Annotated in this window: 12 protein-coding genes; 5 read left to right on the plus strand and 7 right to left on the minus strand. The window is 57.6% G+C overall.

From position 1 onward, the window contains the following. Nucleotides 1-6: 6 nt before the first annotated feature. The 3 genes from ACYX4K_RS00080 to ACYX4K_RS00090 form a co-directional block, all read right to left on the minus strand. Nucleotides 7-525 (minus strand): DUF411 domain-containing protein, encoded by a 519-nt coding sequence (locus ACYX4K_RS00080; RefSeq protein WP_475090863.1) that lies wholly within the window; start codon nt 523-525, stop codon nt 7-9. 121 nt (nt 526-646) lie between these two features. Further along, a complete protein-coding gene (locus ACYX4K_RS00085; protein WP_475090862.1) occupies nt 647-1,027 on the minus strand; it encodes a hypothetical protein in 381 nt (126 codons plus the stop codon). 106 nt (nt 1,028-1,133) lie between these two features. After that, nucleotides 1,134-1,853: a 4'-phosphopantetheinyl transferase family protein gene (locus tag ACYX4K_RS00090; protein ID WP_475090861.1), complete on the minus strand. Its 720-nt coding sequence runs from the start codon at nt 1,851-1,853 to the stop codon at nt 1,134-1,136. A gap of 138 nt (nt 1,854-1,991) precedes the next feature. Between ACYX4K_RS00090 and ACYX4K_RS00095 the strand changes: the two genes are divergently transcribed. From ACYX4K_RS00095 to radA, 5 genes are all read left to right on the plus strand, one after another. Further along, a complete protein-coding gene (locus ACYX4K_RS00095; protein ID WP_475090859.1) occupies nt 1,992-2,357 on the plus strand; it encodes a hypothetical protein in 366 nt (121 codons plus the stop codon). A gap of 177 nt (nt 2,358-2,534) precedes the next feature. Beyond that, entirely contained in the window at nt 2,535-3,770 is a 1,236-nt protein-coding gene (locus ACYX4K_RS00100) for a TolC family protein (RefSeq protein WP_475090857.1), read from the plus strand. Between the two features lie 14 nt (nt 3,771-3,784). Then, the gene (locus ACYX4K_RS00105) at nt 3,785-4,708 is read left to right on the plus strand and encodes an efflux RND transporter periplasmic adaptor subunit (protein ID WP_475090856.1); all 924 of its coding nucleotides are present in this window, start codon (nt 3,785-3,787) and stop codon (nt 4,706-4,708) included. A gap of 11 nt (nt 4,709-4,719) precedes the next feature. Next, entirely contained in the window at nt 4,720-7,875 is a 3,156-nt protein-coding gene (locus ACYX4K_RS00110; RefSeq protein WP_475090855.1) for an efflux RND transporter permease subunit, read from the plus strand. 220 nt (nt 7,876-8,095) lie between these two features. Then, complete coding sequence (gene radA / locus ACYX4K_RS00115; protein ID WP_475090854.1) at nt 8,096-9,490, plus strand: DNA repair protein RadA; 1,395 nt, start codon at nt 8,096-8,098, stop codon at nt 9,488-9,490. A 57-nt stretch (nt 9,491-9,547) separates the two neighbouring features. Here the strand turns inward: radA and ACYX4K_RS00120 are convergent, their stop codons facing one another. From ACYX4K_RS00120 to ACYX4K_RS00135, 4 genes are all read right to left on the minus strand, one after another. Continuing rightward, nucleotides 9,548-9,922: a hypothetical protein gene (locus ACYX4K_RS00120; RefSeq protein WP_475090853.1), complete on the minus strand. Its 375-nt coding sequence runs from the start codon at nt 9,920-9,922 to the stop codon at nt 9,548-9,550. Between the two features lie 2 nt (nt 9,923-9,924). After that, nucleotides 9,925-10,446, minus strand: a complete 522-nt coding sequence (locus tag ACYX4K_RS00125; protein WP_476178735.1) for a hypothetical protein — start codon at nt 10,444-10,446, stop codon at nt 9,925-9,927. Between the two features lie 43 nt (nt 10,447-10,489). Beyond that, the gene (locus tag ACYX4K_RS00130) at nt 10,490-10,903 is read right to left on the minus strand and encodes a hypothetical protein (protein WP_475090849.1); all 414 of its coding nucleotides are present in this window, start codon (nt 10,901-10,903) and stop codon (nt 10,490-10,492) included. A 155-nt stretch (nt 10,904-11,058) separates the two neighbouring features. Then, nucleotides 11,059-13,323, minus strand: coding sequence for a TonB-dependent receptor (locus tag ACYX4K_RS00135; protein ID WP_475090847.1), 2,265 nt, complete (start codon nt 13,321-13,323; stop codon nt 11,059-11,061). Nucleotides 13,324-13,356 lie beyond the last annotated feature (33 nt).

A 13,356-nucleotide genomic window follows, 5' to 3' on the forward strand; every position in this document is an offset into this window, starting at 1 on the left:
CGCGACTCAGAACTGTTGCTCGGCGTTTTCGATGCGGGCGTAAACGCTGTGTCCACCGTCCTTGTGCAATAGCACCACGTCATAGGGGGTGAAGCGGTCGCCCACTTCCATACCCGGGCTGCCCAGCGGCATCGCCGGTACCGCCAGACCGCGGGCATTGGCCGGCGGGTTCTGCAAAAACTGGCGGATAAATTTGGCCGGTACGTGACCCTCAAAAACATAGTCGTTGTCGGAAACACTGGTGTGGCAGGACTGGAATTCCGGGGCGATATCGAAGCGGTTCTTCACACCGTTCAGGTCATCCACATCCTTTGTGTCCACCGCAAAGCCCTGTTCGTTGGCGTGATCTACCCACAGTTTGCAGCAGCCACAGGTGGCGGATTTGTACGTGGTCAGTGCAATGGACGGTTGAGTGGAAGCCGCTTTGGTTGCCGGGGTTGATGCGGTGTTCTGGGTCTGTTGCGCGCGGTCGCAGCCGGCACTGAGCAGGGTAGCGCCCAGCAGTAATGCAGTAAAAAATTTCACGGTACTGGTCTCTCAAAAAAGTTGGAATGCGATCGATTGCCGGATTTCCGGCGAAGGATCCGATTGTCAGGAAATCAACGGAGAGGCAGCATGCGCCAGCGGTGGGCGCACCTGTCCTGTGTCAGGCAGGGATGGGTGGGCGAATGTCGGATTCCGGCGCCGGGGAAGAACCCAGCGGCCGGTAGGCAGTAGAGGATAAATTGCGGATAAGGAATTCGGTGTCTGCCGCCGTGGTAGGCAAGGCGCTGGCACAGTGGCCCGGGCAGCAGCTGCAAGCCTGGTCACAGTCGTGTGGCGCGCCCGTGGCAGAGGCATCCTCGCAGGCGCGATTACTGCAGAGAGCAGCTTCTGCGGGCTGGTGATGCTTGGGGGAGGAAATACTGTGGCTGACTTCGGCGACCGGCGTTTCGACCTGTTCGCCCTCATGGCACGGCTGCGCCAGCGCTTCGCCACCAAGGGCAAGCAGTGCGAGCAGCAGGAATGTGCGGAAGACGTTGGTCATTGTGCTGGTTGATAGTGTTGGTTGAAAGCGCCGGTTGAGTGAAATTTATCCGACGGGAATCTTAGGTGGGAATACCTGCTGGTGCAAGTCGACGGCTTCCTGTGGCTCAGCCGGGAAGGCCCCGCAAGATACGCTCCTGACTGATCTCGCCAATTCCGCCATCGGTGCCTGCGACCGCCAGGTGCAGGTGGGTTGCATCCGGCAGCGGCAGCATGGCGTAGTGAAATTGCCAGGGGTCGGCAGCGCCCGGGAGGTCGTCGGAAAACTGGATACCCTTCCCCAGGTGGAACCCCGCCAGATTAATGCGCGAGAGCCCTTCAGAAATGCCGGTACCGCGGCCCTTGAAGAAGGCCTCTTTCATTGTCCACAGGCGGTAAAAGTGCACGGGTAACAGTTCGGGCGGTGCGGACGCCAGCAGCGACTGTTCGTCCGGGTGAAAATAGTGATTGGCGATCCGCAGAAAATTGCGCGGCCTGACGGGCTGCTCGATATCCACACCGATATCGGATTCGCAGCTGACCGTCAGTGCGATCCACTGGCCACTGTGGCTGAGACTGAAGTGCAACTCGGGTACTTCGAGGAGCCGGGGCTTACCGGACTCCGCCACCTGAAATTGCAGGCTTTCCGGCGCCTCCCCACTGATATTGCCCAGCACCCGCCGCAACAGTGCGCGACTCAGCAGGAACTGGTAGCGGGCTTCTTCGCTCTTGTAACGCTCCCGTCGCGCGTGTTCATCAATGCTCAGTAGCGATTCAAGGGCGCGGGCTTCAGCGCTGCCCGCGGGAATATCGTCGGTATGTAAAAGCCAGACTGCGGGTAAGGTCATCGCGCTCAAAAAATCAGAAACTGTGAAGTCATGCTAATACCTGATCGGGAGGGCTGCCAGTGCTTTGAGGTTCTGGGTTTAATTTGCTAGCTTTGCTGTTCTGAATTTAGGTCCAATTGTTTTGACGGTTTTTGCGACATGCTAAAACTCTCCATCAACGCCCTGTTTGGCTATCTGCTGCTGACGCTGCTGGTGATCCAGCAGGCGACGGCGTGCTATGACGGCCATGGGGATTTGGCAGAGCCAGTTGCAAATGTGGTCGCGGCGCAGCCGCTGGTGGACTGTATTGATTCAGACTGCGGCAGCCCCTGTGACACAGCGGAGCTGGTCGGGCTGGATCAGGAATGCAATCACTGCTGTCACTGCCATGCCGGTACCAGCCTGTGCCTGCCCGCGGGTAACTATACCCAGTGGAGCATTCCCGGTATGCGCTGGCTTGCTACGGCAGACAGCACTTTCCCTCACGAGATTATCTCCGCCCTCTATCGACCTCCCATTGCCTGAGTGAACTGAAAATTCCGCGGATTCAAAGCGTTTCCGCTCACTGAACTTCAACCCTCACTCGGGAATTGTTTTATGTCTTGTTTTGCGACACCACGCTGCTGGTGTCTGTCTTTTGCTGCGCGTGCACTGTTTGCGCTCGCTGCGTGCCTCCCCTTCTTGTTTATTCCTGTGCAGCCTGTGTCTGCTCAGAGCCACGATGCGCGGCCGTCGATCACCCTGTCCGAGGCCATCGCCAGAACCCTGGACCACCACCCCTCGCTCGCGGTGTTCGACTACCGCCAGCAATCTCTGGATGGCCGTGCGCAAACGGCGAGTCTGCGTCCTGCGCTCAACCTGGATACCGAGCTGGAAAATTTTGCCGGCACCGATGGTACGGACAACACCGAATTTACTGTCGGCCTGTCTTCAGTGATCGAACTGGGCGGCAAGCGCAATGCGCGCGGAGAGATCATCGCCAGTGAACGGCGGTTGCTGAATCTGGAGCGTGAAATTCAGGCGCTGGATCTGCTCGGTGAGGTGACTCGCCGCTACGTTCAGGTGCTCTCGGTTTCCGAGCAACTGGTGCTGGCAAGAGACAGCGTGCAGCTCGCCGAGGGCGCGCTGGCTTCGGTGACGTCGCGGGTTCGCGCCGGGGCCGCACCCACAGCAGAGAAACTGCGCGCATCGGCAGCGCTTTCCCGTGCACAGCTGCAGCAGCAGCGTCTTGAAAAACAGTTGCAGGCCGAGCGGATCGCACTGGCGGCTATGTGGGGGGAGACCAATGAGGACTTCTCTGTAGCCGGAGGGCAGTTGTACCGGATGCCGCAGGCCGACGATTTCCAGAACTATCTCGACCGCGCCAATCGAAACCCCATGCTGATGCGATTTGCTTCCGAGGCGCGCGTGCAGCAGGCGCAGTTGCGGCTGGCAAGCAGCGCCGGCCGCGCGGATGTGAGCTGGGGGCTTGGGGTGCGCCAGAGCAATGAGACCGACAGCACCTCGCTGGTGGCGGGGCTAAGTGTGCCACTGTTCAGTGGCCGTCGCGCCCGGGGCGAAATTGCCAGCGCCCGCGCCGCCCTGCAGGGCACCGCTGCTCGAGAGGACGCTGTGCGTTTGCAGTTGCATACCCAGCTGTATCGCGCCTATGCCGGCCGCGCCCAGGCGGTGCAATCTGTGCAACACCTGCGCGAGGAAATTATTCCGACACTGACCCGCGCTATGGGAGAAACCGAGACCCTGTATCGCGCCGGTCGCTACACCTATCAGGATTGGGTTGCGGCGCGGGAAGAATTACTCGATGCCCGCCGCGCACTGATCGACAGTGCCACGCAAGCGCTGCTGGCGGGGGCTGAAATGGAACAGCTTACCGCGGCACCGCTTCTCGCCAATCATCCTGTGCCCTCGATTGCACCAGCGACAGTGAATGAAAAATGATTTCAGGTAACACCATGTTCAAAACAGCACACATTGCCATGTTTCTGCTCGCGCTCTCTGTTCCAGGCTGGGCCAGCGACGACCATCACCATGAAGGCGACGGCCATCACGAAGAAGGCCACCATGACGAAGGCGTGGTAGAGCTATCCGATGCCGCGCTTGCCCGCGCCGGGGTGGCAATTGCCGTGGCCGCGGCCAGAGAAATCGAATCCACCGTCACTCTCTACGGAAAACTGCAACCGGAGCCCACGGCGATCAGCCATATTCGCGCGCGCTATCCGGGGCTGGTTTCCAAGATTGCTGTCAGCATTGGCGACCCGGTGAAAAAGGGACAGCTGTTGGCTTCGATCAATTCCAATGAAAGCTTGCAGGAATATACACTGCGCGCGCCCTTTGACGGGGTGGTGATCGAGAAGCACGCGGGACCCGGGGAATTTGTCAGCGAACAGGTGCTGTTTACCGTGGCGGACTACAGCAAGCTGTGGGCAGATTTGCAGGTGTTTCCCGAGCGGCTTGGCAACGTGCAGCGCGGTCAGCCGGTCGAAATTATTGCCGGTGAACAGACGTTTCAGGGAGAGGTGCAAAACCTGGTGCCCGCTGCCAATGGTGCGCCTTTTCAGCGCGCGCGGGTACCGTTGGATAACAGCAGTGGTGGCTGGTCATCGGGGATTTTTGTTCAGGGGCGCGTCACCGTTGGTGAAAAAAACGTGGCAGTCGCCGTCGACAATCGCGCACTGCAGACCCTGGACGGTGAGACAGTGATTTTTCTCGAAACCAAACCCAACCACTTTGAACCGCGCCCGGTGCACCTGGGTTTGCGGGGAAGCGAATTCAGTGAAGTACTGGACGGAATCAAGGCGGGTGAACGCTATGTGGCGGAGAACAGCTATCTGATCAAAGCCGAGCTGAAAAAATCTGCCGCCGGCCACGCGCACTGAGGAAATACTGCATGATTGAATCCATATTGCGCTTTGCCATCGAGCGGCGCTTGCTGGTGCTTTGCAGCAGCCTGATTATCGTTGCCCTGGGGTTGTGGAGCTATCAACGACTGCCTATCGACGCGGTGCCGGATATCACCAATGTCCAGGTGCAGATCCTGACCGAGGCGCCGGGCTATTCACCTCTGGAATCGGAGCAGCGGGTGACCTTTCCAGTGGAAACCGCGCTGGCGGGTCTGCCTCAACTTGAATATACCCGCAGCCTGTCGCGCTACGGTCTGTCTCAGGTCACCGCGGTATTTCGCGAAGGCACTGATATTTACTTCGCACGCAACCTGATCGCCAACCGGCTTACTTCCATTCGCAGCCAACTGCCCGCAGGGCTGGAGCCCACCATGGGCCCTATCGCCACCGGCCTCGGGGAAATTTTTCTGTACACCGTCAGTGCGGCGGACGATGTACGACAGCCGGACGGGACGCTCTACGACAGTACCGCACTTCGGGAAATTCAGGACTGGATTATCAAGCCGCAGCTAGCACTGGTGCCGGGCGTTACCGAGGTGAATGCCATCGGCGGATTTCGCAAGCAGTATCACGTCACACCGGATCCGCGGAAGTTGCTGACATTTGGCGTCACTATGGAGGATGTGATTACCGCGCTACAGCGCAGTAATCAAAACCGTGGTGCCGGCTTTGTTGAAGTTGGGGGAAATCAGTTACTGGTGCGTTCTCCTGGGCAGTTGGCGTCGATTCCCGATATTGAAAGCGTCGTCGTAAAACCCGCCGCAGGCAGCGAGCGCGATGGCTTCCTGGCCCCGGTCACCGTTGCCGATATTGGTAGCGTTGCGATCGGCAGGGAATTGCGAACCGGCGCTGCCACAGAGAATGGTCGTGAAACCGTGCTCGGTATGGCGATGATGCTGATGGGAGAAAACTCCCGCAAGGTTGCCGCTGACCTGGGTGAAGCCCTGCAGAAAGTACAGCATTCTTTGCCTCAAGGGGTAAAAGTTGAGGCTGTCTACGACCGCACGCGACTGGTAGATCGCGCCATCGATACCGTTCAGAAAAATTTGATGGAAGGCGCGCTGCTGGTGATTGCGGTGCTGTTTCTGATGCTGGGGAATTTCCGCGCGGCGCTGATCACTGCCGCGGTGATTCCCCTGGCGATGCTCGCCACACTCACCGGAATGTTGGGTGCCGGTATCTCCGCAAACCTGATGAGTTTGGGTGCACTGGATTTCGGGTTGATAGTGGACGGTGCAGTAATCATCGTGGAAAACACCACGCGTCGTCTGGCGCAGGCAAGTCACGGTCGCGACTCGGAACTGCCGCTCAGGCAGCGTCTGGACATAGTGTATAACGCCGCAAATGAGGTTATCCGGCCCAGTGTACTGGGGGTGCTGATTATTACTCTGGTGTACATCCCGCTGTTTTCACTGACCGGCGTGGAGGGCAAGATGTTCCACCCCATGGCGGCCACTGTGGTTATGGCGCTGCTTGCGGCCATGGTGTTCTGTTTTACCCTGGTGCCGGCGGCGGTGGCGGTATTCCTGCGCGGGAACATTCGCGAGCGGGAGAATGTCGCAGTGCGCAGTCTGAAATCTCTGTACAGGCCGATATTGATTGCCGCCCTGCAGCTGCGCTGGCTGGTAGTTTCTGTGGCGCTGCTATTTGTGTTGTTTTGTGGCTGGCTCGCCACCACTCTGGGTTCGGAGTTTGTGCCACAACTGAACGAAGGTGATATCGCCACCCACGCCCTGCGCATTCCCGGCACGGGTTTGGAACAGGCGGTGCAAATGCAGAAAGAGCTGGATGTGTCACTGGGCGCAGTGCCCGAAGTCGCACGGGTATTTTCCCGTATAGGCACCGCGGAAGTCGCAACAGATCCGATGCCGCCCAATGTGGCGGATACGTTCATTACCCTGAAACCGCAATCGGAATGGCCCGACCCGAAGCTTCCTCGCGAGGAGTTGATCGAGCGTTTGAAGGCCGCGATTGAGGCGGTGCCAGGAAACAATTACGAATTCACCCAGCCCATCCAGATGCGTTTCAACGAACTGATTTCCGGGGTGCGCGCAGATCTGGCGGTGAAACTCTACGGTGACGATCTCGTCCAGCTGCGACGCTCCGCTGAAGAGATTCTTGCACAGGTGCAGCAGGTCGAGGGTGCGGCAGACGCCCGCCTGGAGCAGGTGGATGGTCTGCCAGTGCTTTCCATAACGCCGCGACGTATGGCGCTCGCCCAATACGGTTTGGACGTGGAATCTCTTCAGGGCTACGTGGCCGCTGCTATCGGTGGCACCAGCACGGGACTCATGTATTTCGGTGATCGCCGTTTCGAGTTGATGGTGCGGCTGCCGGAAGACATTCGACAGAATATCGACGATTTTTCCTCGCTACCGGTTCCCCTTCCCAATGGTGGCTTCGTTCCACTGGAAGAAGTTGCCGAGCTGACGTGGACGGAGTCACCGGCCCAGGTGAGCAGGGAAAACGGTAAGCGACGCATAGTGGTTACCACCAATGTACGCGGTCGCGATCTGGGATCATTTGTGCAGGCGGTGCGTGAGCGTATCGACTCGGAAGTGGCACTGCCCGCTGGCTACTGGCTGGATTACGGTGGCACCTTTGAACAGCTGCGCTCCGCCGGCGACCGACTTTCCATTGTGGTGCCGGTGACGCTGTTGATGATTCTGCTGTTATTGATGATGGCGTTCAGCTCTCTGCGCGATGCATTGATTATCTTTACCGGGGTGCCTCTGGCGCTGACCGGTGGTGTGCTGGCGCTGTGGCTGCGAGATATGCCGCTATCGATTTCTGCAGGTGTAGGCTTTATCGCGCTTTCGGGGGTGGCGGTGTTGAATGGTCTTGTGATGTTGTCGTTTATACGTGAGCGCTGGCGCGAGAGTGGGGAGTTGTATACCTCAATCGTAGATGGCGCCATGTTGCGGCTGCGGCCGGTGTTGATGACGGCGCTGGTGGCGAGTCTGGGTTTTGTGCCGATGGCGCTCAATACCGGAACCGGTGCGGAGGTACAGCGGCCACTGGCGACGGTGGTGATTGGGGGAATTATTTCGTCCACACTGCTGACACTGCTTGTACTGCCTGTGTTGTACCGATGGGTGCATGGGCGATCCCGCAAATTTTCCCCTGTGGCGGAGGGAGGGTAGAATTGTCGACTTTCCGGGGTTCCTTGTCTGAGAACTCCGGGCGCCTTGACCGGTATCTTCTCCCCGGGACACGCCGTAAACCCATCCATGGGGGCTCGGCTGCGGCCATCCGGGCCGCAGACGGTCCCGGGGAGAAGATCCCGATCAAGGCTTAATTTCAAACCCAAGTGCTACTTGCTACCAGTAGATATCTTGGGATATCCGGTACAGAGAGAAACCCTTGGCCAAAAAATCCAAAACTGCGTTTGTCTGTAATGACTGCGGAGCCGACTACACCAAATGGGCGGGGCAGTGTAATGCCTGTGGGGCCTGGAACAGTCTGAGTGAAGTGCGGCTGGGGCCTGCGCATACCGATAGCCGTGCGGCGAATTTTACCGACGCACAGGCGGGCTACGCAGGTGCCGCGGGGCAGGGCAAGGTACAGAAGCTTTCCGAGATTGATCTCAGTGAGCTGCCCCGCATTCCCACCAATGCCAGTGAACTGGACCGGGTGCTGGGTGGTGGGCTGGTGCCGGGTTCGGTAGTGTTGATCGGTGGTCATCCCGGTGCGGGTAAGTCCACCGTACTGTTGCAGACCCTGTGTCACCTCTCGCAGAAGCTACCCGCTCTGTATGTAACCGGGGAGGAGTCCCTGCAACAGGTCGCCATGCGCGCGAAGCGTTTGGGGCTGCCGGCGGATCATCTGCAAATGCTTTCGGAAACAAACGTCGAGCAGATCTGCCTCACCGCCGGTGAGGTGAAGCCCAAGGTGATGGTGGTGGACTCCATTCAGGTCATGCATATGGCCGAAGTGCAGTCCGCACCCGGCTCCGTGGCGCAGGTGCGCGAGAGTGCGGCGTATTTGACGCGCTTCGCCAAGCAGACTGGAACCGCATTGATTCTGGTGGGCCATGTCACCAAAGACGGCACCCTTGCCGGACCCAAAGTCCTCGAGCACATCATCGACTGCTCCATCATGCTCGAGGGTACCCACGACTCCCGCTTCCGCACCCTGCGCGCGCACAAGAACCGCTTCGGTGCGGTCAATGAGCTGGGGGTGTTTGCCATGACCGAGCAGGGCCTCAAGGAAGTCTCCAACCCCTCCGCCATCTTCCTGCAGCGCGCCGATGAAATCGCCGCGGGTTCGGTGGTGACTTCCGTCTGGGAAGGCACTCGCCCGCTGCTGGTGGAGCTGCAGGCATTGGTGGACGACAGCAGCCTCGGCAACCCGCGACGCGTTGCCGTCGGGCTGGATCAAAACCGCCTGAATATGCTGCTCGCAGTGCTGCACCGCCACGGCGGTGTCCTTGTGGGCGATCAGGATGTGTTTATCAATGTGGTGGGCGGTGTAAAGGTGATGGAGACCAGTGCCGATCTGACCCTGCTGATGGCCGTGGTGTCCAGCTTCCGCAATCGCACCCTGGACCGGGATCTGATGATATTTGGCGAGGTAGGTCTGGCGGGTGAAATTCGTCCGGTACCTTCTGGTCAGGAACGCCTGAGAGAAGCGGCCAAACATGGCTTCCGCAAGGCGATTGTGCCGGCCGCAAATCGGCTCAAAACCGATATTGAGGGTATGCAGGTGATTCCAGTGAAATCGTTATCTGAAGCTCTTAATGCGCTGGATATGCGTTAGGTTTACACGGCCGGCGAATTGGTGGGCTTTTTTATACTTTGATGGGCTGGTGGGCAGTTAGGAAAAGAGCCCAAGTTTGTTGAGCCCAATCAACGCTAGCATGCTCATGGCAGACCCAATGAATGACCAGAAGAATATAATGGCGATAGCTTTGTCAAAAGAATTTGTGTTTTTTGCGATGATTTCTGAATTCGCGTGCATGCACGATAGTTGGCCAGATTCCAGTAACTTGTGAAATTTTCTCGGCGTAGCCAATGCTTGAGCTACATTTAAAATATCCCAGCCGCTCGCGAACTCGAGGCCGAGTTCTCGCTTTGTTTCTGGATTTTTTCGTAGCTTCCGAACAGTGAGTTGCCCGAAAACTACGTACAAAAATAAGCTAAAAAACATAACTGCAGCGCAGCAACCGAGTAAAAATGAAAATGTGCTCATGGCTATTTTCCGTTTAAGGTTCCCATTATTCCGTCATACCATCCATCGGCATGGGATTGGGTAACTTCATTCATCGTCATCGCAGCGCCCGCTGATGCCCCAGCCACTGCCAGTCCCCCAACAAGCAGCCCAACCCAGCCAATCGGTGTTGCGGCGACCAGAATCCCTAAAGCGACTGCTCCGACTTTTGCGGTTGCCGCTCCGGTGCCGACACTTAGGCCGAAGCTCAGTGATTCTCTAAACAGATCTCGCTCCCAATAGCCGTCAGCCTGGTAACTGTTATGGACTTTGCCAATGCGGGACCCGAAATCTATCACAGCCAATCCATTGCCCAAGAGCTTGGTGTGTTGGCTAAGTTTTACCAGTCTATGTGCCTCAATCTCGCTGCTGAGCTGCAATTTCGCTACATCTCGGCTGCTGTAAGCAATATTAGTACCGCGCTCGGCACTGGTCAGCGGTGTGCCACGCCGTGAGCGAATATGACTGGTTACCACGTGTAATTCCGCGCGAAACTGTGCCTGCATGCGATCAAAGGCCGCATGAGCGCTCTGTCTCAGCTGGGACTGATTACCCGCTTTTGTTCAGTTTGGCATCCCGATAGGTGAGTAGCGCTACCTGGTACTCCTTTACCGATTTTGCGAAAGCACTGATTCGCTCGCCGTAGACACTAGTCGAAGCGCCAGTCAGGGCGATATTGTAATCCCTGAGCTGCTCCATCATGGCCGCTATCGCCAGCGTATTATCCTCACCAAAGGTGAGCGACAGCTCGGTCAGGGGCTGGGATATGTGCTTTGGTGCCAGTAGCGTTTGAATTCGTTTGCCCTGAGCGTCGCTGTGGCCATTTAACAAGTATGGAGTGTTGGCTTTGGAAAATTTGGGAGCGGGGCAATGCAGTTCGGTCAGCTGCTGGATGTTAACGCTGCATGCCTGCTGAAGGGCGGGTGAGCTGAGATTTTTGTTACAGAGGTATACGGTACTCACTTTCAGATCCTTTGAAAATGTGCGAAACAGGAAGGCTGAAAATTTTACCGTCAATAAAATCGTTGTTGAAGCGAAATTCGGAGTATGAGCGTACCAGTCAGCGGTATCTGTGAGGGGTAGGCCGCTCGCAATTCGAGCGGCCTTCGGGCTCTGCTTTACATTTTCCAGTTAAACCGCAGCCCCGCGGTACGGGGTTGTCCCCATACCCCGTAACCCCAGTCTGCCCCGAGCGTATTCTGGTAAGTAAAATACTCTTCGTTGGTGAGATTACGGGCGAAAGCTTCCACGCTATATACATCGGAAGGTGAATGCCAGCTGACCTTGGCGTTTGCGAGGCCATAGGCGGACTGCATGGAATAGGGGTCGTTTTCTACCTGCAGGTAGTGATCATCCTGCCATGCATAATCGCCCTGGAATACGAGCTCGCCGTTGCTGCCCAGGCTCTGGTAGTAGCGTGCGACCAGGTTGTAGGTGAAACCCGGCGCGGAGGGAAGTTCGTTGCCGTCGAGGGTGTAAGTATCTGCGGCGACGACGAAGGACTGTTCGGAATCAAACTCGGTACTGAGCCAGCCTGCCCCGGCAATCACTTCAAAGTTTTCGGTAATCGGCGCGGTCAGCTCCAGTTCCGCACCGCTACCAGTGACATCACCAGCGTTGGTGATGACACTGCCCTCGGCGACGCTGATAAATACCTGCGCCTGAAAGTCCTGTACCGAATAGTGGAAGGCGGCGGCGTTCAATCGGTAGACATCGGCAATGGTGGTTTTCAGGCCCAGCTCGAAATTATCGATGGTCTCTGCGCCGACGGGATCGGTGGCGAGATCGTTGCGGTTGTAGCTGCCAGAAAAGCCACCGCTTTTAAAGCCGGTAGAATAGCTGGCGTAGGCCAGTGTCTTCTCGGACGGACGCCAGTCGAGGCCGATGCGGCCGGTGGTGGCCTGGTCACTCAGGTTCTTTTGTGTATCCACGGCATCGGCGTAAAAGCTGGGGCCGACATCCTGTGAAAAATCGCGCTGTTCTTCGGTATAGCGCAAGCCGCTCACCAGTGTGAAGGTGCTGCTGAGATCGTATTCAACCTGTCCGAACAGAGCCCAGGAGGTGCTGTCGAGGGTGACAATTTCCTGGTGCCACAAACCGTCCGCTGTTGTCGGTGCCTGGGTATTCAGACCTCGGTCATCCTTGTAGTAATAAGCCCCGGCTACCCAGTTGCTGTTCTGGGTTACACCATTCAGCCGGACTTCTTGTGTATATTGCTCCGCATCTACTGCGTACTGTTCGTCAAACCAAACTGCGGGGAGGCCGTCACCATCATCCTGCAGCAGCTTGTCCAACTCTTCGTAGGCGGTAATCGAGGTGAGGGTAAACCCTTCAAAGTCGTGGATGAGTGTGGCGGATGTACCGAAGGTGTCGATTCTGGTTGTCAGTCCATCGGCGGCGCCACTGGCGACATATTCGGGTCCGAAGTTCCCGTCTACCGCCTGTTCTCCCGAGATTCCTCCCAATCCCGGGTTCGCGCTGAAGCACTTTCCGTTTTGAATGCGCACGATAGAGCAGGTTGCAGCGCCAGCGTCCGGCGATTCCAGATATCCCAGATGGGCAAACCCAACAGATTGCTGATCAGCACTGCTGCCGTGAAGGTTTAACAGCAGGCTACTGTGATCCGCGAGGTCGATCTCAAGCTGTGTACGGTAACCGTAGCTGTCGGTGTCGTTGAGTTTCTCTCCAGTTACCACATTGGTTTGCCAGCCGTCATTGTGTGTGCTTTTGACGGCGACCCGTCCGCGGATATTTCGGTGCAGTGGGCCACTCACAGTACCTTCGAGGATACGTTCGGAATAGCTGCCATAGCTGGCGCTCGCGGTCGCCTCCAGCGTTTCAGTGGGTTTGCGCGATACATAGTGCACCAGACCACCGGTGGTATTGCGGCCGTACAGGGTACCCTGGGGGCCGCGCAGCACTTCCACGCGCTCCAGGTCAAACAGTTGAATGGCGGAACCCGCGGGGTTGCCGCGATAGACATCATCAACATAGATGGAAACCGGAGATTCCCAGGAGTCGGAGAAATTCACCAGACTGATGCCACGCAGGCTGACGGAGGGGCTGGACGCTTCGCCGAAGATGGCGAAGAAATTCATGTTCGGCACTTGCTGGGTAATATCCAGCCCTTCCTCGAAGCCCATTTTTTCGATGGCATCACCGGAAAAGGCGCTCACCGCAACGGACACGTCCTGCAGGGACTGTTCGCGCTTTTGTGCGGTGACGGTGACTTCTTCGAGAACGGATTGCTGGGAGAAGGCGCCGCTGGCGGTGAGTGTGCCGGCGAGTGCGATGGCTACGGTGAGCAACTTGCGGCCGGGCAGGGTGCATGGAAAAGCTTGTGCGTCAGAATGGTGATGGTTGCTGCGTTTTGGTGCAGGCATATTGTTCTCCTTGTGATCGCGCGCGTTCCGTAA

This window comes from Microbulbifer sp. ABF4_107 (genome assembly GCF_056312215.1).

Coding starts and splice junctions, on each gene's coding strand:
- ACYX4K_RS00085 (WP_475090862.1), bottom strand. CDS start 1,027: ATGACCAACGTCTTCCGCACATTCCTGCTGCTCGCACTGCTTGCCCTT.
- ACYX4K_RS00090 (WP_475090861.1), bottom strand. CDS start 1,853: ATGACCTTACCCGCAGTCTGGCTTTTACATACCGACGATATTCCCGCG.
- ACYX4K_RS00095 (WP_475090859.1), top strand. CDS start 1,992: ATGCTAAAACTCTCCATCAACGCCCTGTTTGGCTATCTGCTGCTGACG.
- ACYX4K_RS00105 (WP_475090856.1), top strand. CDS start 3,785: ATGTTCAAAACAGCACACATTGCCATGTTTCTGCTCGCGCTCTCTGTT.
- ACYX4K_RS00110 (WP_475090855.1), top strand. CDS start 4,720: ATGATTGAATCCATATTGCGCTTTGCCATCGAGCGGCGCTTGCTGGTG.
- ACYX4K_RS00120 (WP_475090853.1), bottom strand. CDS start 9,922: ATGAGCACATTTTCATTTTTACTCGGTTGCTGCGCTGCAGTTATGTTT.
- ACYX4K_RS00125 (WP_476178735.1), bottom strand. CDS start 10,446: ATGCAGGCACAGTTTCGCGCGGAATTACACGTGGTAACCAGTCATATT.
- ACYX4K_RS00135 (WP_475090847.1), bottom strand. CDS start 13,323: ATGCCTGCACCAAAACGCAGCAACCATCACCATTCTGACGCACAAGCT.